Raw genomic sequence first — 17,091 nt, 5'->3', positions numbered from 1 at the left:
AATGTCCGACGACGAATATGTGTATGACGAAGCCAGCGGCGAATGGATTTCCGCCGCCGACGCAGCCGCCAAAGCGGCGCAGGCAATGGAAGTCCGCGACTCGGTCGGCAACCTGCTCTCCGACGGGGACAGCGTGACGCTGGTGAAAGACCTGAAGGTGAAGGGCGCCGGGCAGACGCTGAAGGTCGGCACGGTCATCCGCTCGATCCGCCTCACCGGCGACCCGCAGGAGATCGACTGCAAGTTCGACGGAATCAAGGGCCTCGTGCTGCGCGCCGAGTTCGTGAAGAAGCGTTGAGAGGAAATCCGATGAACCGCCGTTCCGCCTTCCTCGTCCCTCTGGCGCTGCTGCTGGCGGCTCCGGCGCTTGCCCAGAATCCCGGCGGCGCCAGGGCCGGCGCCCCGCCGGCGACGGAACCGGAATTGCCCGCCTCCGATCTTCTCGTCCGCTACGAAAGCCCGGCGCTCGGCTTCCGCTGGTCGCTGGCGCCGGAAGCGGCGCTGGAACCCAGACTGGTGCAGGACATGCGCGGCGAAGCGCTGGCCGAGCGCGGCCGCCAGATCCGCTCGGCCGACGAAGCCGCCGCCGCCGCCCAGCCCGGAGACCGGAAGTATCAGACCGAATGGTCCGAACGCTGGGAGCCCGAGGCCGAGACCGACCTCCTCCTCGCCTTCTCCACCCGCCAGTACAGCTACACCGGCGGCGCCCATGGCAATGTCATGTTCCGCACCGTCATCTGGGACCGCGACGCCGGCCGCCGCATCCAGTTCGCCGAGCTCTTCCAGGATGCGAACGGCGCGCTAGCCGCGCTGAAGCCCGCCTTCTGCAAGGCGCTGGACGCGGAACGCAAGGACCGGCGCGGCGGCGTGCAACTGGGCGGCGACTACGACAAATGCCCGGACTTCACCGCCTATCCGATCGTGCCGCAGGGCGAGGGCGAAATCGGCGCCATCCGCGTGCTGGTGCCGCCCTACGAAGCCGGGCCATGGGCCGAGGGCGTCTACGAAATCGCGCTGGACGCCGCCCTCGTCCGGCCATTTCTTGCCCCGCGCTACGCCGGAGCCTTTGCCAAGCCCTGAGGCAGTTCCTATAAAAGGCGGGCATGGACGCCCCCCTCTACAACGCCGACATCCTCCGCCTCGCGGCCAGCATCCCCCACGGCGAAAGACTGCGACAGGCCGAAGGCACGGCGGACCGCACCTCTCCCGTCTGCGGCAGCCGCGTGACGGTCGACGTGGTGCTGGACCGGCAGGGGCGAATCGCCGATCTCGGGCAGGAAGTCCGCGCCTGCGCGCTGGGCCAGGCTTCCGCTTCCATCCTCGGCCGCCACGCGCTGGGCGAAACCGCCGAAAGCCTCGGCGACGCCCATGCGCAACTGAAGCAATGGCTGAAGGGGGAAGGGGCCTTGCCCACGCCGCTCGCCGCCCGCTTCCCCGAGCTTGCCCTCTTCGAAGCGGCGCGGGCGCATCCGGGCCGCCACCCCTCCATCCTCCTCGCCTTCGAGGCGACCGCCGCCGCCGCCCTCATGGCCGGCCAGCTGGCGCGTCAGGCCTAGGCGGGTGGCGGGCGAGGTCGACACCACCGTCCTGCGCGAGGCGGTCATCTATCTGGCGGCAGCCGTCGTCTGCGTGCCGCTCTTCAACCGGCTGAAGCTGGGGGCCGTGCTCGGCTATCTGGTCGGCGGCCTCATCATTGGCCCGTCGCTGCTGGGCCTCATCCCCGATCCCGAACGCGCCATGCAGTTCGCCGAATATGGCGTGGTGATGCTGCTGTTCGTCGTCGGGCTGGAACTGAACCCGGCCCGCCTCTGGGCGCTCCGGCGGGACATATTCGGGCTGGGCACCCTGCAAGTGGTGATGTGCGGGCTGGCGCTGGCGGCCGCCCTGTTCCTCGGCACCGCCTTCACCTGGCACGCGGCGCTGGTGGTGGGCCTCGCGCTCGCCCTCTCCTCCACCGCACTGGACGTGCAGATCCTGCAGGACCAGCAGAAGATCAACACGCCGCTCGGCGAACGCATCATCTCCATCCACCTGCTGCAGGATCTCGCCATCGTCCCGCTGCTGCTGGTGACCAGCGCGCTCGCCCGCGCCCCGTCGCCCGAAGTCCGCAGCGGCTGGGAGCTGCTGCTGGTGGCGCTGGCGGCGATCGGCGGGCTGGTGCTGGCCGGGCGCTACCTGCTGAACCCGCTGTTCCGGCTGATCGCCATGGCCGGCGCCCGCGAGGTGTTCGTGGTCGGCGCGCTGCTGACGGTGCTCGGCGCCTCCTTCCTGATGGCCTCGCTCGGCCTTTCGATGGCGATGGGCGCCTTCATCGCCGGGGTGATGCTGGCCGACAGCCCCTGGCGGCACGAAGTCGAAGCCGATGTGGAGCCCTTCCGCGGCCTGCTGCTCGGCCTCTTCTTCATGGCGGTCGGCATGACGCTGGACCTGAACGTGGTGCTGGCCAACCCGCTGAAGATCGTCGTCCTCGCGCTCCTGCTGATGGCGATCAAGCTCTCGGTGGTAGCCGCGCTCGCCCGGCTGTTCGGCTCCTCGTGGAAGGACGCCTCGCTGATCGGCGTCCACCTGTCGCAGGGCGGGGAATTCGCCTTCATCGTGCTGGGGGCGGCCACCGCCGGCGTGCTGATCCTGCCGGAAGCCGCCTCGCTCTTCACCGCCGTCGTCACCCTCTCCATGGCGCTGACGGTGCCGGCCCTCATGCTCTGGCACCGTCTGTTCGAACATGAAGCCCCGCCCGCCTCCACCGAGGGGCTGGAAGGCCCGGACTCCGCCCCGCCCGGCTCGGTCATCGTCGTCGGCTACGGCCGCTTCGGCCAGATCGTCACCCAGCTCTTCCACGCGCGCGGCGTGGAAGTGGTGCTGATCGACAGCCGGCCAGACCTGATCGAGCAGTCCAAGGCCTTCGGCTGGAAGGTCTATTACGGAGACGGCTTCCGCCCCGACGTGCTGCGCGCCGCCGGCGCCGAAGACGCGCAACTGCTGATCGTCACCACCGGCGGCGCCTGGGAGCCGCACCGGCTGGACGCCGTCCGCCACGCCTTCCCGCACATGAAGATCATCGTCCGCGCCCACGACCGGCTGCACTATATGCGCCTGAAGGCCGGCGACGTGGACATCGCCGTGCGCGAGCTTTTCTACAGCGCGCTGGAACTCGGCCGAATCGCGCTCGCCGAACTCGGAACCCCGCCCGAGACGATCGACGAAATCACCGAGGAATATGTCCGCCGCGATTCCGAGCGGCTGGCGCTGCAGGCGGCCTCGGGCGACATCATGGCCGGCCGCGAAACCATCTTCCGCCCCGGCCAGAACTGGCGGCCGGAAAGCGCCGACACCTCGCTGGGCGAAATCCCGCCGGCGGAGGCCGCGAGCAGCTAGGGTTAATCCCGGGCGTCGGACTTGAGGGGGCTCTGCCCCCTCAAACTCCCCCGGCAGGGAGCCGTGCTCCCTGCACCCACATTTTCGGGTTTGAGCGGCAAGGTCGCTTTGACAGGCAAACTATTGCCTGCGGCGCTAGCTTGGCGGACTCTTCAACTGCCAGCCTCCCCCGTCACCCCGGGCTTGACCCGGGGTCCAGCTTCCTCGCGCGCCGAGGTTCGCCGATCATGCCCGAATGGCGGGCCAAACAGCTGGACCCCGGGTCAAGCCCGGGGTGACGGGAGAGACCGATCCAAAGCGCCGCAGGCAATCGAACCGAATCCGCAAGCCCGACCTCACCGATTCAGCCCCAACCCAAAGAAAAGAGGGTGCAGGGAAATCATTTCCCTGCTGGGTCCAGGGCGAAGCCCTGGCCGCCGGAGGCAAAACCCCGCCCGAACCCTAAAGCACCATCTGCGTCTGCGTCACCAGCGCCACGGCCTTGCCGTCGGCCCGGCGGATATGCGTCTGCCAGACGGAGAGCCGCCGTCCGACCGACACTGGCACGGCTTCGCCGGTCACGGTCTGGCCCTGGGGCGCGGCGCCCAGGAAGTTGGTCTTGCTTTCGATGGTGGTGGTGCCGGCGGCGCCTTCGGGTAGGTTCAGGAAGCCGCCGATCGCGCCTAGCGCGTCGGCGAAGGCCATGATGGCGCCGCCGTGCAGGATGCCGCCGGCGGTGCAGAGATCGGCGCGCACCTCCAGTTCGGCCAGCACCCGCTCGCGCCCGGCTTCGGTCACGCGCACGCCCATCAGCTTCGAGAAGGGCATGGAATCGGCAGGATCGGCGGCCATCTTCGTCTCCCAGCGGGCAAAACTGCCCCAAAATTCATCACTCTGCCGCCAAATTGGGCAAAACCGCCCCCGCTGCCAAGCTCTCCCCTTGGTGGGGCCTGGTTGGCACGCCTTTTGCATAGTAAGGGCTGTTTGGAGAATCGAGCGGGCACCGCCCGTCTGCGAGGGAGCTATCCGAAGAGATGAAAAAGGTCGAAGCGATCATCAAGCCGTTCAAGCTGGATGAGGTGAAGGAAGCGCTGCACGAGATCGGCGTTTCCGGCATCACCGTCACCGAGGCGAAGGGTTTCGGGCGCCAGAAGGGCCATACCGAGCTTTACCGGGGCGCCGAATATATCGTCGACTTCCTGCCCAAGGTGCGGCTGGAGGTGGTGGTGGACGACGCGCAGGTCGACCGGGTGGTGGAGGCGATCGCCAACGCCGCCCGCACCGGCCGCATCGGCGACGGCAAGATCTTCGTCTCCACGATCGACAAGGCGATCCGCATCCGCACCGGAGAGACGGATCTCGACGCCATCTGACTTGAATCCGTGTCCGGCCGATCCGGGCGCACGCACATCTTTCACGCAAGCGAGGACCAAATGGGCAGCAAGCCGTCTGACATCCTGAAGCAGATCAAGGAAAAGGAAATCGAGTGGATCGATCTCCGCTTCACCGACCCGAAGGGCAAGTGGCAGCATCTCACCATGGCGAAGCGCGTCATCGATGAGGACAATCTGGCGGAAGGCTTCATGTTCGACGGTTCGTCGATCGCCGGCTGGAAGGTGATCAACGAAAGCGACATGATCCTGAAGCCGGACCTCGATTCCTTCTACATCGATCCCTTCAGCGCCACGCCGATGGCCATCCTCTTCTGCGACGTGGTCGAGCCGTCGACCGGCGAGCTTTACGGCCGCGACCCGCGCTCCACCGCCAAGCGCGCGGAAGCCTATCTGAAGGGCACCGGCATCGGCGACACCGTCTACGTCGGCCCGGAAGCCGAATTCTTCCTGTTCGACGATGTGAAGTTCGGCCAGGCCTACAACACCAGCTTCTACAGCCTGGACGATATCGAGCTGCCCACCAACACCGGCCGCAGCTACGAGGAAGGCAATCTCGGCCACCGCCCGCGCGCCAAGGGCGGCTATTTCCCCGTGGCGCCCGTGGATTCGGCGACCGACATCCGCGCCGAAATGGTGCAGACCATGCTGGACATGGGCCTGCCGTGCGACAAGCACCACCATGAGGTCGCCGCCGCCCAGCATGAGCTGGGGCTGGAGTTCGGCACGCTGGTCGAAACCGCCGACCGCATGCAGATCTACAAATATGTCGTGCACATGGTGGCCCAGGCCTATGGCAAGACCGCCACCTTCATGCCCAAGCCGATCAAGGAAGATAATGGCTCGGGCATGCACACCCATCTTTCCATCTGGGCCAAGGGCAAGCCGCTGTTCGCCGGCGAGGGCTATGCCGGCCTGTCGGAAACCGCGCTCTATTTCATCGGCGGCATCATCAAGCACGCCAAGGCCTGCAACGCCTTCACCAACCCCAGCACCAACAGCTACAAGCGGCTGGTGCCGGGCTATGAGGCGCCGGTGCTGCTGGCCTATTCCAGCCGCAACCGCTCGGCCTCCTGCCGCATCCCCTATGGCACGGGCGCCAAGGCGAAGCGGGTGGAAGTGCGCTTCCCGGACGCGATGGCGAACCCCTATCTCGCCTATTCGGCGCTGCTGATGGCCGGGCTCGACGGGGTGGAGAACAAGCTGCACCCGGGTGCGGCGATGGACAAGAACCTCTACGACCTGCCGCCCAGGGAGCTGAAGAAGGTGCCGACGGTGTGCGGCTCGCTCCGCGAAGCGCTGGCCGCGCTCGACAAGGACCGCGGCTTCCTCACCAGGGGCGGCGTCTTCACCGACGACCAGATCGACAGCTATATCGAGCTGAAGATGGAAGAAGTGGCCCGCTGGGAAATGACCCCGAGCCCGGTCGAATTCGATATGTATTACAGCTCATAAGCTGGCAGGGGCCGTCGCCGGCCCCGATCCATCGGGAAAAGGCGGGCCTTGGCCCGCCTTTTTCATGTGCGGCCGGCATCCGGCGCTTCAGGCGGTCTGCCGGGCTTCCACCGTCACATGCGCCAGTTCATGGATCGGCGACAGCCGCGAACGCACGGTTTCGCCGCTCACCTCTCCGGTGACGCTCACGATGGCGGCATGCGCGCCGGGGCCCAGCCGCCAGATATGCAGGTCGGTGATGCGCGCGTCCCCCGGCCCCTCCACCTCGTGGCGGACCTCGGCTTCCAGATGCGGATCGGAGGTGTCCAGCAGCACGGCCGCCGTATCCCGCAGCAAGGAACAGGCCCAGACGGCGATCACGGCGGCGCCGACAATCCCCATCACCGGGTCAAGCCACACCCAGCCGAGATAGCGGCCGCCCAGCAGCGCCGCGATGGCCAGCACCGAAGTCAGCGCATCGGCCAGAACATGGAGATAGGCCGAGCGCAGATTATTGTCGTGCCGGTGCGCATGCTGCCCGCCGCCGTGCGGGTGATGATGGCCAGGATGCGGCTGCCCGCCGCCCAGCAGCAGGGCGCTCAGGATGTTCACGATCAGGCCCAGAACGGCCACGATGGTCGCCTCTCCGAAGGCGACGGATCGGGGCTCGAACAGCCGCGTGAAGGATTCGAAGCCGATTGCAAGCGCGATCAGCGCCAGCACCAGCGCGGAGGCGAAGCCGGCCAGATCGCCGACCTTGCCGGTGCCGAAGGTGAAGCGGCGGTTGCGGGCATGGCGCCGGGCGAATCGATAGGCGATCGCCGCCACGCCCAGCGCTCCGGCATGGGTCGCCATGTGGAAACCATCCGCCAGCAGCGCCATCGAGTTGAAGATGCTGCCGGCAACGATCTCGCCCACCATCATCGCCGCTGTCAGCGCCACCACCCACAGCGTGCGGCGGGCGTTGTCGTCGTGCCGGTCGCCCAGGAAGACATGCTCGTGCGTCAGCGCGTCGATCTCCGGCTTCAATTCCATGCCGGAAGCCTCATTTCGCATAGCGGCGCACCGCCTCGATCAGTTCCTCCGCCCCGGCCGCGCGCTCGGCGTCGCTCAGCCCGGGGCTGGCGACATGGGCGCGGACATGGTCCTCGATCAGCTCGTCCATCAGCCCGTTGATGGCGCCGCGCGCGCCCGCGACCTGGTGGAGCACGACCGAACAGCCCGCGTCGCCGGCAATGGCCTTTTCGATCGCCGCCATCTGCCCGGCAATGCGCCGCACGCGGGCCAGCAGCCGATCCCGGTTTTTCGACAGATGTGCCATGGCATACCCCCCTATCCTATATACAACAGGAGTGGAAGAGGACGCCGCCTCCGGCCAGCCATTAGGACAAATCCGCCATATCGGCGACTTCTTGCCATTGCCCGCCTTGAACCGGCCCGTCCGCACGGGTAGATTGCATTAGACAGCAAGAATCGCGCCAATTGGTAAATTCTTGCGACAAACTGTTCGGAATCGAAAGGGTCGGGCTCTGGCTACCATGGTCGCCGAAGGAAGCGCTGCCGTCGGTCGCGCGGAAGGTCTAGCGGAAGCGGGCCTCGCCGTCGTCTCGATCGGCAAATCCTACGACAAGCGCGTGGTCCTGCGCGACGTCTCGCTCTCGGTGAATCGGGGGGAGGTCGTCGGCCTGCTCGGCCCGAACGGCGCCGGCAAGACCACCTGCTTCTATTCCATCATGGGCCTCGCCGCGCCCGACCAGGGGCGGATCCTGCTCGACGGCGTCGACATCACCCGCCTGCCGATGTACCGCCGCGCCGCGCTCGGCCTCGGCTATCTGCCGCAGGAGACCTCCATCTTCCGCGGCCTGACGGTCGAGGAGAATATCTCCGCCGTCCTCGAAGTCTCCGAGCCGGACAAGGTCGCCCGCGCCGCGCGGCTGGAACAGCTGCTGGGCGAATTCAACATCGCCCGCCTGCGCTCCAGCCCGGCCATGGCGCTTTCCGGTGGCGAGCGCCGCCGCTGCGAGATCGCCCGGGCGCTGGCCGCCACCCCCTCCATCATGCTGCTGGACGAGCCGTTCGCCGGGATCGACCCGATTTCGATCGCCGACATCCGCACCCTCGTCGGCCATCTGAAGGACCGGGACATCGGCGTCCTCATCACCGACCATAATGTGCGCGAGACGCTGGAGATCGTCGACCGCGCCTGCATCATCTACGATGGCCGGGTGCTGTTCGAAGGCACGCCCGACGCGCTGGTGCGCGACGAAACCGTGCGCCAGGTCTATCTGGGCGAGGATTTCGCGCTGTGAGGGGGTTTTCGTGAACGGGGGGCGCGGCTGACGTGGCGATCGGGCCGCGCCTGGACCTGCGCACCAGCCAGACGCTGGTCATCTCGCCGCAATTGCAGGCGGCGATCAAGCTGCTGACGCTCAGCAACCTCGAGTTGATGAACGAGATTTCCGCCGAGATGGAGCGCAACCCGCTGCTGGAAATGGCGGACGATGGCGACGGCGGCATCCCCGACCAGCCGCCGGAAGGCGAAGCCCCCCCGGAAGCGGCCGAACCCGCCGACATGGCGCAGGAATTCGCCTCGGACGACGGGCTGGAGCGCGGCGCCGACCAGGATGTCGACTATGTCGAGGAGCGCTTCCACCACGACAGCGCCGCCGACAGCGGCCGCGCGTCCGAGAGCGGCGAGGAGCCGGGCTTCGACAGCTTCGCCGCAGACGAGCTTTCGCTGGCGCAAGTGCTGGAGCAGCAGGCCCAGCGCCTCTCCGGCACCGATCTCGCGGTCGCGCTGCACCTCATCTCGCTGATCGACGAGGCCGGCTATCTGACCGAGCCGGTCGCGGAAATCGCCGGGCGCCTGAACCTGACGGAAGCCGAAGTCGAGCGGGTGCTGGCCATCGTCCAGAGCTTCGAGCCGACCGGCGTCGGCGCACGCAACCTCGCCGAATGCATCGCGCTGCAAGCGAAAGAGGCGGACCGCTACGACCCCTGCATGGCGGCGCTCATCGCCAATCTCGATCTCGTCGCCCGCGGCGACCTCGCCCAGCTCCGCCGCCTCTGCAACGTCGACGCGGAGGATCTGGCCGACATGCTGCGCGAACTGCGCGGCTACAACCCCAAGCCCGGCCTGGTGCATGGCGGCGGCCGCACGGTGCCGGTCGTGCCCGACATCTTCGTGCGCCGCACCGCGCGCGGCTGGACGGTGGAGCTGAACAGCAGCACGCTGCCCCGCCTCATCGTCAACCGCCAGTATCAGGCGCGGATCGCCGCCCACGCCGGCCGCGGCCCGGCCAGCCGCTCCAAGCAGGAACGGCAGTTCCTCGATTCCTGCCTCACCCAGGCGCATTGGCTGATGAAGGCGCTGGACCAGCGCGCCACCACCATCATGAAGGTGGCGATGGCGCTGCTGGAGGAGCAGCGCGGCTTCTTCGAGCATGGAGTCTCGCATTTGAAGCCGCTGACGCTGAAGCAGATCGCGGAAACGATCGAGATGCACGAATCCACCGTCAGCCGCGTCACCAGCAACAAATATCTCGCCTGCGACCGGGGCGTGTTCGAGCTGAAATATTTCTTCACCACCGCCATCCAGTCGGCGAGCGGCGGCGACGCTTCGGCCGAAGCGGTGCGGCAGAAGCTGAAGAGCCTGATCGACGCGGAACCGCCGCTGAAGCCGCTGTCGGACGACAAGCTGGTCGATCTCCTGAAAAAGGAGGGCTACGATCTGGCCCGCCGCACGGTCACCAAATACCGCGAGGCGATGGGCATCCCCTCCAGCTTCGACCGCCGCCGCCGCGCCCTGGTAAAAGCCGCCTGAAAAAGCCCCTCCCCTTGCACGGAGGGGTTGGGGTGGGGGCGTGCCGATAGCCCCGACATCGCCGCCACTTCCCAAAAAGAAAAGGCGATCATGCCGTTTACCAACCGACGGCAATCGTGCGGTCGCCAACCTGACACCGGACATTCCCAACATCCGTCACCCCGGGCTTGACCCGGGGTCCAGCTTTTCTGCCGGCGCAGCGCTTGAGGAAGACAGCGGAACCCCGGGTCAAGCCCGGGGTGACGGGGGAGTTTCACAGCCGCTGCCTCCCCGTTCCCCGCCTGGCTTCGCAAACCGCACAATCGCCAAAAGAAAAGGGCGCCAGCCCAAAAGCCAGCCCCCCGATCTTTTCTGTAAGCCGAAGCCTCAGGCTTCGGCTTCGCCTTCCGCTTCGGCCACATCCGCCGCCGCTTCGTCGGCGGTGGCGCCGGGCTCGGCGTTCGGGTCATAGTCTTCGGTGAAGCCGGCTTCCTCGCGCTCGAAGAGGTCGGCCGTCACATCGACGCCCTTGGCCTGCAGTTCGGCTTCTTCCGGCGAACGGGCGACGTTCACCTTGGCGGTAACCGTCACTTCCGGGTGCAGCACCAGCTTCACTTCGGAAACGCCCAGCGTCTTGATCGGCTTGTCGAGAACGACGGCCGACTTCAGCACCTTGTGGCCGCCTTCGGCCAGCGCTTCGGCGATGTCCCGCGCGGAGACGGAACCGTAAAGCGCGCCGGCGTTCGAGGCCTGGCGGATCAGCACCACCGACACGTCGGTCATGGTGCCTGCGGTCGCTTCAGCGGCCTCGCGGCGCTTGGCGTTGTCGGCTTCGATATGCGCGCGCTGCGCTTCGAACTTCGCCTTGTTGGCGTCGGTGGCGCGAAGGGCCTTGCCGCGCGGCAGCAGGAAGTTGCGCGCGAAGCCGGGCTTCACGGAAACCACGTCGCCGATGCGGCCGAGCTTTTCGACGCGTTCGAGAAGGATCACATCCATGGGGCTATGCTCCTTACTTCACGAGGTAGGGCAGCAGGCCGAGATGGCGTGCGCGCTTGATGGCTTGCGAAAGCTCGCGCTGCTTCTTCGCCGAGACGGCGGTGATGCGCGAGGGGACGATCTTGCCCCGTTCGGACACGAAGCCCTGCAGCAGGCGGATGTCCTTATAGTCGATCTTCGGCGCATTGTTGCCCGAGAAGGGGCAGCTCTTGCGGCGGCGGAAAAACGGGCGTGCCATGGCTTACCAGGCTCCTTCTTCGGCGCGCGGGGCGCGTTCGGGGCGGGGGCCGCGATCACCCCGGTCTGCGCGATCGCCCCGGTCTGCGCGATCGCCCCGGTCTCCGCGATCACCCCGGTCTCCGCGATCGCCACGCTCACCGCGCGGGCCACGCTCGGAACGCTCGCCCCGGTCGGACTTGCGCATCATCGCGGACGGGCCGGTTTCCAGCGCGTCGACACGGATGGTCTGGTAGCGGATCACGTCTTCGTTCAGCGCGACCTGCCGCTCCAGTTCCTGGATGGCGGGCGCCGGCGCGTCGACGTTCAGCAGCACATAATGCGCCTTGCGGTTCTTGGCGATGCGATAGGCGATGTTGCGCAGGCCCCAATATTCGGTGCCGGCAACCGTGCCGTCATGGTCGGTGATGATCTTCGTGAACGCCTCGGTGAGGCCCTCCACCTGCGCGGGCGTCAGATCCTGACGCGCGAGGTAGACATGCTCGTAGAACGGCATGCGTTTCTCTCTTCACTTCGGCCGATCGCAGGTCTTCGCGGCGCATTCCGCTACACGACCCCTCCGGCTGTCTTCGGGAAGCGCGGCCCATAGCGAAACCCCGCCGATTCCGCAAGAGCGCCGCCGGCAATAGAAACAAACCCACAAAAAACACCCAACCCGTCACCCCGGGCTCCAGCTTTCCGGAAGCCCGACGACTGAAGCGGAAAGCACCTCCCCGATCAAACCAGAGCGACCAGCCTGGGCAACAACCGCCCGCGCCAACCTCAGCCGTTCAGCAAAGCCATTTCCGCCCGCGACCACAGCCCGGCGAAGGCGCGCGCCGCCGGGCTTCCCGGCTGGTTCACCGCCACCGGCGACTGGTGGACGGCCATCGCCTCCACGGCCGAAGCGTAGGGAATGACCGGCCAGTCGGGATGGCGGTCGATCGTCTCGCGGTGCAGCTTGCGCCGCCGGTCGGCCATGCTCCACAGCGGCAGCAGCGGCGGCCGCCCGCCGTGCGACTTCTGCAATTCCGCGCGCAACTGCTCGGCCGCCCGGTCGCTGAGCGGCGAGGGGATGATGGGCAGCACGATCAGGTCGACGGCGCGGAACAGCCGGTCCGACAGTTCGGAAAGCCCCGGCGGGCAATCGACGATCACCCGGTCATAATCGCTGGAAAGCGATTTCAGATGCTTTTTCAACTGTTTCAGCTTGTCGGTCTGCGCCAGGTCGCCTTCCAGGCGGCGCAGGCTCTTGTCGGCCGGCAGCACGTCCAGGTTCGGGAATTCGCTTTCCAGCACCAGGTCGGAAAGCTCGGTTTCCCCGGCCACCGCCGCCCGCGCCTTCGCGCCCGAACGCGGGGCGAGCTTCAGCAGATAGGTGGCGGCCCCCTGGGAATCCAAATCCCACAGCAAGGTGCGCCGCCCGCCGGAGGTGGCGGCGGCGTGCGCCAGATTGACGGCGGTCGTCGATTTGCCGACCCCGCCCTTGATCGAGAATATGGCTACGGACTTCACGCCCGCATTTGTAGCGCAAGCCGCCAAAGCCGCAAGGGCAACAAGACCATGGTCTGCACGGGAAGCCGGAAAAGCCGCGCCTTGATGAAGGAAGCTGTCGAATATATAGAATATATATGTTTCATATATTCAGGGCATTTTGATGGGCATCGTCAACATAGAGGATGATCTGCACGAGCAGTTGCGCAGGGCCAGCAAAGCCTCCTGCCGCTCCATCAACGCGCAGGCGGCTTTCTGGATCCGGATCGGCATGCTCGGCGAGTTGAACCCGCAGCTCAGCTTTCAGCAGCTCATGGCCCGCGAACTGCGCGAAGCCGGGGTCGATGCGGCCTTCGCCGCAGGGTGATGGTTAAGACTCCCGCCGAAATCGAGCTCATGGCCGAATCCGGCCGCCTTCTGGCGGCGGTCTTCACCCATCTGGACGGCCTGCAACTGGCGGGCTGCACGACGATGGAGATCAACGACCTCGTCGAAGCCCTGATCGTCGGCCGGCTGGGCGCGCGGCCGGCCAGCAAGGGGCAATATGGCTATGGCTTCGTGCTCAACTGCTCGCGCAACGAAGTCGTGTGCCATGGCGTTCCCTCGAACACGGAAGTGCTGCGCGACGGCGACATCGTCAATTTCGACATCACATTGGAAAAGAACGGCTATATCGCCGATTCCAGCAAGACCTATCTCGTCGGCGAGGTCGCGCCGGCCGCAAGGCGGCTGGTCGCGACCACTTCGGAGGCCATGTGGAAGGGGATCATGGCCGTCCGTCCGGGTGCGCGGCTGGGCGATATCGGCCACGCGATCGCGCGCCACGCCAAACGCGCCGGCTATTCGGTGGTGCGCGACTATTGCGGCCATGGCATCGGCCGGGAAATGCACGAGGAGCCGCAGGTGCTGCACTTCGGCAAGCCGGGCACCGGCCTGCATTTGCGCGAAGGCATGGTCTTCACCATCGAGCCGATGCTCAACCAGGGGCGGCGAACGGTCCGGACCGAGGCGGACGGCTGGACGGTGGTGACGACCGACGGAAAACTTTCCGCCCAGTTCGAACACACGGTCGCCGTCACCGGAAACGGAGTCCGAGTCCTGACACTGCGCGAGCAGGAGAAGCGCCCGTTCGGCTTGGCAATTCAAGAAGGTGCGGCAGCGGGAAAACCTCAGGCCGGCTAAACGGCCTCAGGCCGCCAATGCTGCGGCAAGCCCCTCGCGCAGGCGCAGCAATTCCTGCAGCATCGCTTGCGAATCTGCCGCAGCAGCCGGCGCGGCGACAGGCGCAGGCGAAAGTGGAATGGCGGTAACATTGGCCTGCAACGCCGGAGCCGTTTCGGCCGCTGCTGGCGCGGGCGCCGGCTGGGCCGCCGGCCGGCCGCGCTGGACGACAGGCTCGCCATTGGCGATCGCCACCAGATTGTTGGCGCCATTGTCGGTGATCAGCTTGCGGACGCCCTTCACCGTATAGCCGTCCTGATGCAGCAGCTTGTGCAGCGCGGCCGCGAAGGCGACGTCGCCCGGGCGGTAGTAACGGCGGTTGCCGCCGCGTTGCAGCGGCTTCAGTTCCGGAAAGCGCGTTTCCCAGAAGCGCAGCACATGCTGCGGCACGCCCAACTGCTCGGACACTTCGCGAATGGTCCGGAAGGCCGCCGGATCCTTGTCCGGCGTGCCACCGCGATCGGCGGGCGGCATCAGTCGTTGATTTTCTGTCGGAGCAGCTGGCTGGGCCTGAAGGTCAGAACGGTGCGCGGTTGAATCGGCACCTCCACCCCGGTCTTGGGGTTGCGTCCGACTCGCAGCCCCTTCTTGCGGAGCATGAAGCTCCCGAAAGACGACAATTTCACATTGCCACCAGCGATCAGGGCCTCGGTGATGGTGTCGAGCACCTGCTCCACCAGTTCCGCCGACTCCGCCCGGGAAAGGCCGATCGACCGATGCAGCTCATCGGCGAGGTCCGCCCTTGTCAGGGTCGGCACTGTCTTGCCAGCAGAGGTTTGCGAATCGACCATAGCCTGTCCTTCCGAAGGAACAGTAAGCAAAAGCGTGGCTTGGAGGAAGCCCTTGCAGTCGCATCAAATGATTAACCTACAAGGATTAACCAAGGTGGAACAGCAAAACTTGCCGGATTTGCGATGAATCGCCGCAGCCCGGGAAAGCGGGCCGACCCGAACAGGGAGGGGCACTCACCCCAACCTAACCCCTCAACCGTCACCCCGGGCTCCAGCTTTCACGCCGCCGCCACGCTGGAAGAAGAAAGCCCAACCCCCGTTCAAGCCCAAGGATAACCACCCCACCCCCAGTCCCGCAAGGTTCAGAACCGCAGCAGCACGGCCCCCCAGGTGAAACCGCCGCCCATCGCTTCCAGCAGGCACAATTGCCCCGGCCTGATGCGTCCGTCGCGCACCGCCTGGTCCAGCGCCAGCGGCACGGAAGCCGCCGAGGTGTTGGCATGCTGCCCCACGGTCATCACCACCCGCTCCATCGGCAGGCCCAGCTTGCGCGCGGTCGCTTCCAGGATTCGGGCATTGGCCTGATGCGGCACGATCCAGTCGATGGCGGACGCTTCCAGCCCGGCATCCGCCAGCACTTCCTCCACCACCGAGGCGAGATTGGTGACGGCGTGGCGGAACACTTCCCGCCCTTTCATCCGCAGCTTGCCGACGGTGCCGGTGCTGCCGGGGCCGCCGTCCACGAACAGCAGGTCGCCATGGCGGCCGTCGGCGTGCAGCCGGGCGGCCAATATCCCGCGCCCGTCCTCGTCGCGGGCTTCCAGGATCACCGCCCCCGCGCCGTCGCCGAACAGCACGGCGGTGGTGCGGTCCTCCCAGTCGAGGATTCGGCTGAACAGCTCCGCGCCGATCACCAGCGCCCGCTTGTGGGCGCCGGTCTTCAACAAAGCGTCGGCCACCGTCAGCGCATAGACGAAGCCGGAACAGACGGCGGCCACGTCGAAGGCGGCGCCCTGCCGGATGCCCAGCCGCGCCTGCACGCGGGTGGCGGTGGCGGGAAAGGTGTCGTCCGGCGTCGCCGTCGCCACCACCACCAGATCGATGTCCCCGGCGCCGACCCCGGCCGAAGCCATGGCCGCTTCGGCCGCCTCAACCGCCAGATCGGAGGTCTTCACCTCGGGCGCCGCGATCCGCCGCTCGCGAATGCCGGTCCGCTCGACGATCCAGGTGTCGGAGGTGTCCAGCTTCTCTTCCAGATCGGCGTTGCGGACGATCGCGGGCGGCAAGGCGCTGCCGGTGCCGGTGATGATGGAACGAACGGCCATGGCTCAGGCCGCCTTGCCGGAGTCTGAGGGGCCGGAGGCGGACGGCGTGCGGTGGGCGGCGAAATTCTCCATGTCGGAGTGGATCCGGGCGTGAATGTCCTGCGTCACCAGATCATGGGCGACGCCGATGGCGTTGGCGAAACCCTTGATATTGGCGCCGCCATGGCTCTTCACCACCACGCCGTTCAGGCCCAGGAACACCGCGCCATTGTGGTTGTTGGGGTCCAGCTGGTCGCGCAGCGCGCGCAGCGCCGGGCGCGAGAACAGATAGCCGAGCTTGGTGAACCAGGAATTGCGGTAGGCGTTCGCCAGCAGCCCGGTCACCAGCTTGGCGGTGCCTTCCGCCGTCTTCAGCGCGATGTTGCCGGAAAAGCCGTCGGTCACGATCACGTCGGTGTTGCCCTGGGCGATCCCGTTGCCCTCCACATTGCCCAGGAACTCCAGCGGCAGGTCCACCGCCGCCGTGCGCAGCAGATTGGCGGCCTCGCGGATTTCCTCCGTGCCCTTCATATCCTCCTCACCGATGTTGAGAAAGGCGACCTTCGGCCGCTCCAGCCCCAGCACCGTGCGGGCGAACGCCGCCCCCATCACCGCGAACTGCACCAGATTTTCCGCGTCGCAATCGGTGTTGGCGCCCAGGTCCAGCACCACCGAGTCGCTCTTCATCGTCGGCATCAGCGCGACGAGGGCGGGGCGGTCGATCCCTTCCATGGTGCGCAGCGCCAGCTTCGCCATCGCCATCAGCGCGCCGGTGTTGCCGGCGGAAACGGCGGCATGCGCCTCGCCCGCCTTCACCGCCTCGATCGCCAGCCCCATCGAGGTGGAGCGCGCCCGGCGGATCGCCTGCGCCGGCTTGTCGGTGCCCAGCACCACGCCGTCGACATGGACGATCTCGGCCTCGGCCGCGACTCGGGGGCTGCGCGCCAGCACCGGGCGCACGGCGTCTTCCTGCCCATAGATTCGGAAGCGGAGGTTGGGGTAGCGCTCGCGGGCCAGTTCGGCGCCCGCCACCACCACCTCGGGGCCAACGTCCCCGCCCATCGCGTCGAGCGCGATGACGGGGCGTGAAAGATCGGTTTTCGTGGTCACGCCAAACGCCTAATCCGCGGCAAGCGCTCCCACAAGTG

Annotated in this window: 21 protein-coding genes; 10 read left to right on the top strand and 11 right to left on the bottom strand. The window is 67.0% G+C overall.

Annotated features, from left to right (window positions below; all coding sequences use genetic code 11):
- The first annotated feature begins 1 nt into the window (after position 1).
- The 4 genes from L6Q21_RS12065 to L6Q21_RS12050 are packed head-to-tail and all read left to right on the top strand — an operon-like array spanning position 2 to position 3,375.
- Positions 2-298, top strand: coding sequence for an alkylphosphonate utilization protein (locus L6Q21_RS12065; protein WP_237831009.1), 297 nt, complete (start codon positions 2-4; stop codon positions 296-298).
- Between the two features lie 11 nt (positions 299-309).
- Positions 310-1,080 (top strand): polysaccharide deacetylase family protein, encoded by a 771-nt coding sequence (locus L6Q21_RS12060; RefSeq protein WP_237831008.1) that lies wholly within the window; start codon positions 310-312, stop codon positions 1,078-1,080.
- A 23-nt stretch (positions 1,081-1,103) separates the two neighbouring features.
- A complete protein-coding gene (locus L6Q21_RS12055; RefSeq protein WP_237831007.1) occupies positions 1,104-1,556 on the top strand; it encodes an iron-sulfur cluster assembly scaffold protein in 453 nt (150 codons plus the stop codon).
- A gap of 4 nt (positions 1,557-1,560) precedes the next feature.
- Positions 1,561-3,375 (top strand): monovalent cation:proton antiporter-2 (CPA2) family protein, encoded by a 1,815-nt coding sequence (locus L6Q21_RS12050; RefSeq protein WP_237831006.1) that lies wholly within the window; start codon positions 1,561-1,563, stop codon positions 3,373-3,375.
- A 441-nt stretch (positions 3,376-3,816) separates the two neighbouring features.
- Here the strand turns inward: L6Q21_RS12050 and L6Q21_RS12045 are convergent, their stop codons facing one another.
- Entirely contained in the window at positions 3,817-4,206 is a 390-nt protein-coding gene (locus L6Q21_RS12045; protein WP_237831005.1) for a PaaI family thioesterase, read from the bottom strand.
- Positions 4,207-4,388: 182 nt separating this feature from the next.
- Between L6Q21_RS12045 and L6Q21_RS12040 the strand changes: the two genes are divergently transcribed.
- The gene (locus L6Q21_RS12040) at positions 4,389-4,727 is read left to right on the top strand and encodes a P-II family nitrogen regulator (RefSeq protein WP_237831004.1); all 339 of its coding nucleotides are present in this window, start codon (positions 4,389-4,391) and stop codon (positions 4,725-4,727) included.
- Between the two features lie 60 nt (positions 4,728-4,787).
- Positions 4,788-6,200: a type I glutamate--ammonia ligase gene (gene glnA, locus L6Q21_RS12035; RefSeq protein WP_237831003.1), complete on the top strand. Its 1,413-nt coding sequence runs from the start codon at positions 4,788-4,790 to the stop codon at positions 6,198-6,200.
- A gap of 87 nt (positions 6,201-6,287) precedes the next feature.
- On the opposite strand, the gene dmeF is transcribed toward glnA, so the two are convergent.
- Together dmeF and L6Q21_RS12025 are read right to left on the bottom strand one after the other, a co-directional pair.
- Positions 6,288-7,214: a CDF family Co(II)/Ni(II) efflux transporter DmeF gene (gene dmeF / locus L6Q21_RS12030; protein WP_237831002.1), complete on the bottom strand. Its 927-nt coding sequence runs from the start codon at positions 7,212-7,214 to the stop codon at positions 6,288-6,290.
- 10 nt (positions 7,215-7,224) lie between these two features.
- A complete protein-coding gene (locus L6Q21_RS12025; RefSeq protein WP_237831001.1) occupies positions 7,225-7,500 on the bottom strand; it encodes a metal/formaldehyde-sensitive transcriptional repressor in 276 nt (91 codons plus the stop codon).
- 217 nt (positions 7,501-7,717) lie between these two features.
- Between L6Q21_RS12025 and lptB the strand changes: the two genes are divergently transcribed.
- On the top strand, positions 7,718-8,488 hold the full coding sequence (gene lptB, locus L6Q21_RS12020) for an LPS export ABC transporter ATP-binding protein (protein ID WP_237831000.1): 771 nt from the start codon (positions 7,718-7,720) through the stop codon (positions 8,486-8,488).
- 32 nt (positions 8,489-8,520) lie between these two features.
- Complete coding sequence (gene rpoN, locus L6Q21_RS12015; RefSeq protein WP_237830999.1) at positions 8,521-10,002, top strand: RNA polymerase factor sigma-54; 1,482 nt, start codon at positions 8,521-8,523, stop codon at positions 10,000-10,002.
- A 366-nt stretch (positions 10,003-10,368) separates the two neighbouring features.
- Here rpoN and rplI read toward each other — a convergent pair whose 3' ends face one another.
- From rplI to L6Q21_RS11995, 4 genes are all read right to left on the bottom strand, one after another.
- Entirely contained in the window at positions 10,369-10,977 is a 609-nt protein-coding gene (rplI, locus tag L6Q21_RS12010; RefSeq protein ID WP_237830998.1) for a 50S ribosomal protein L9, read from the bottom strand.
- A gap of 13 nt (positions 10,978-10,990) precedes the next feature.
- Positions 10,991-11,215: a 30S ribosomal protein S18 gene (gene rpsR, locus L6Q21_RS12005; RefSeq protein WP_140929080.1), complete on the bottom strand. Its 225-nt coding sequence runs from the start codon at positions 11,213-11,215 to the stop codon at positions 10,991-10,993.
- A 3-nt stretch (positions 11,216-11,218) separates the two neighbouring features.
- Positions 11,219-11,710, bottom strand: a complete 492-nt coding sequence (gene rpsF, locus L6Q21_RS12000) for a 30S ribosomal protein S6 (RefSeq protein WP_237830997.1) — start codon at positions 11,708-11,710, stop codon at positions 11,219-11,221.
- 266 nt (positions 11,711-11,976) lie between these two features.
- A complete protein-coding gene (locus L6Q21_RS11995; RefSeq protein ID WP_237830996.1) occupies positions 11,977-12,708 on the bottom strand; it encodes a ParA family protein in 732 nt (243 codons plus the stop codon).
- 142 nt (positions 12,709-12,850) lie between these two features.
- Between L6Q21_RS11995 and L6Q21_RS11990 the strand changes: the two genes are divergently transcribed.
- Positions 12,851-13,054 carry a ParD-like family protein gene (locus tag L6Q21_RS11990; protein WP_237830995.1) on the top strand — a complete coding sequence of 68 codons (204 nt, stop codon included), beginning with the start codon at positions 12,851-12,853 and terminating at the stop codon, positions 13,052-13,054.
- Complete coding sequence (gene map, locus L6Q21_RS11985) at positions 13,054-13,869, top strand: type I methionyl aminopeptidase (RefSeq protein WP_237830994.1); 816 nt, start codon at positions 13,054-13,056, stop codon at positions 13,867-13,869. Before L6Q21_RS11990 ends, map begins: the two co-directional genes overlap by 1 nt.
- A gap of 6 nt (positions 13,870-13,875) precedes the next feature.
- Here map and L6Q21_RS18140 read toward each other — a convergent pair whose 3' ends face one another.
- From L6Q21_RS18140 to plsX, 4 genes are all read right to left on the bottom strand, one after another.
- Entirely contained in the window at positions 13,876-14,382 is a 507-nt protein-coding gene (locus tag L6Q21_RS18140; RefSeq protein WP_237830993.1) for a MerR family transcriptional regulator, read from the bottom strand.
- Positions 14,382-14,699: an integration host factor subunit alpha gene (locus L6Q21_RS11975; RefSeq protein WP_237830992.1), complete on the bottom strand. Its 318-nt coding sequence runs from the start codon at positions 14,697-14,699 to the stop codon at positions 14,382-14,384. Before L6Q21_RS11975 ends, L6Q21_RS18140 begins: the two co-directional genes overlap by 1 nt.
- A gap of 302 nt (positions 14,700-15,001) precedes the next feature.
- Positions 15,002-15,964 (bottom strand): beta-ketoacyl-ACP synthase III, encoded by a 963-nt coding sequence (locus L6Q21_RS11970; RefSeq protein WP_237830991.1) that lies wholly within the window; start codon positions 15,962-15,964, stop codon positions 15,002-15,004.
- 3 nt (positions 15,965-15,967) lie between these two features.
- The gene (plsX, locus tag L6Q21_RS11965; protein ID WP_336246243.1) at positions 15,968-17,053 is read right to left on the bottom strand and encodes a phosphate acyltransferase PlsX; all 1,086 of its coding nucleotides are present in this window, start codon (positions 17,051-17,053) and stop codon (positions 15,968-15,970) included.
- Between the last annotated feature and the right edge of the window lie 38 nt (positions 17,054-17,091).

This window comes from Sandaracinobacteroides sayramensis (genome assembly GCF_022014495.1).
GTDB lineage: Bacteria > Pseudomonadota > Alphaproteobacteria > Sphingomonadales > Sphingomonadaceae > Sandaracinobacteroides > Sandaracinobacteroides sayramense.
The sequence above is the reverse complement of the archived record's forward strand: the minus strand, read 5'-3'. Positions and strand labels throughout refer to the sequence as shown.

Bases quoted from the DNA above. Each gene is read 5' to 3' on its own strand.
- L6Q21_RS12065 (WP_237831009.1), top strand. From the start codon at position 2: ATGTCCGACGACGAATATGTGTATGACGAAGCCAGCGGCGAATGGATT.
- L6Q21_RS12060 (WP_237831008.1), top strand. From the start codon at position 310: ATGAACCGCCGTTCCGCCTTCCTCGTCCCTCTGGCGCTGCTGCTGGCG.
- L6Q21_RS12055 (WP_237831007.1), top strand. From the start codon at position 1,104: ATGGACGCCCCCCTCTACAACGCCGACATCCTCCGCCTCGCGGCCAGC.
- L6Q21_RS12045 (WP_237831005.1), bottom strand. From the start codon at position 4,206: ATGGCCGCCGATCCTGCCGATTCCATGCCCTTCTCGAAGCTGATGGGC.
- L6Q21_RS12040 (WP_237831004.1), top strand. From the start codon at position 4,389: ATGAAAAAGGTCGAAGCGATCATCAAGCCGTTCAAGCTGGATGAGGTG.
- glnA (WP_237831003.1), top strand. From the start codon at position 4,788: ATGGGCAGCAAGCCGTCTGACATCCTGAAGCAGATCAAGGAAAAGGAA.
- dmeF (WP_237831002.1), bottom strand. From the start codon at position 7,214: ATGGAATTGAAGCCGGAGATCGACGCGCTGACGCACGAGCATGTCTTC.
- L6Q21_RS12025 (WP_237831001.1), bottom strand. From the start codon at position 7,500: ATGGCACATCTGTCGAAAAACCGGGATCGGCTGCTGGCCCGCGTGCGG.
- lptB (WP_237831000.1), top strand. From the start codon at position 7,718: ATGGTCGCCGAAGGAAGCGCTGCCGTCGGTCGCGCGGAAGGTCTAGCG.
- rplI (WP_237830998.1), bottom strand. From the start codon at position 10,977: ATGGATGTGATCCTTCTCGAACGCGTCGAAAAGCTCGGCCGCATCGGC.
- rpsR (WP_140929080.1), bottom strand. From the start codon at position 11,215: ATGGCACGCCCGTTTTTCCGCCGCCGCAAGAGCTGCCCCTTCTCGGGC.
- rpsF (WP_237830997.1), bottom strand. From the start codon at position 11,710: ATGCCGTTCTACGAGCATGTCTACCTCGCGCGTCAGGATCTGACGCCC.
- L6Q21_RS11990 (WP_237830995.1), top strand. From the start codon at position 12,851: ATGGGCATCGTCAACATAGAGGATGATCTGCACGAGCAGTTGCGCAGG.
- map (WP_237830994.1), top strand. From the start codon at position 13,054: ATGGTTAAGACTCCCGCCGAAATCGAGCTCATGGCCGAATCCGGCCGC.
- L6Q21_RS18140 (WP_237830993.1), bottom strand. From the start codon at position 14,382: ATGCCGCCCGCCGATCGCGGTGGCACGCCGGACAAGGATCCGGCGGCC.
- L6Q21_RS11975 (WP_237830992.1), bottom strand. From the start codon at position 14,699: ATGGTCGATTCGCAAACCTCTGCTGGCAAGACAGTGCCGACCCTGACA.
- L6Q21_RS11970 (WP_237830991.1), bottom strand. From the start codon at position 15,964: ATGGCCGTTCGTTCCATCATCACCGGCACCGGCAGCGCCTTGCCGCCC.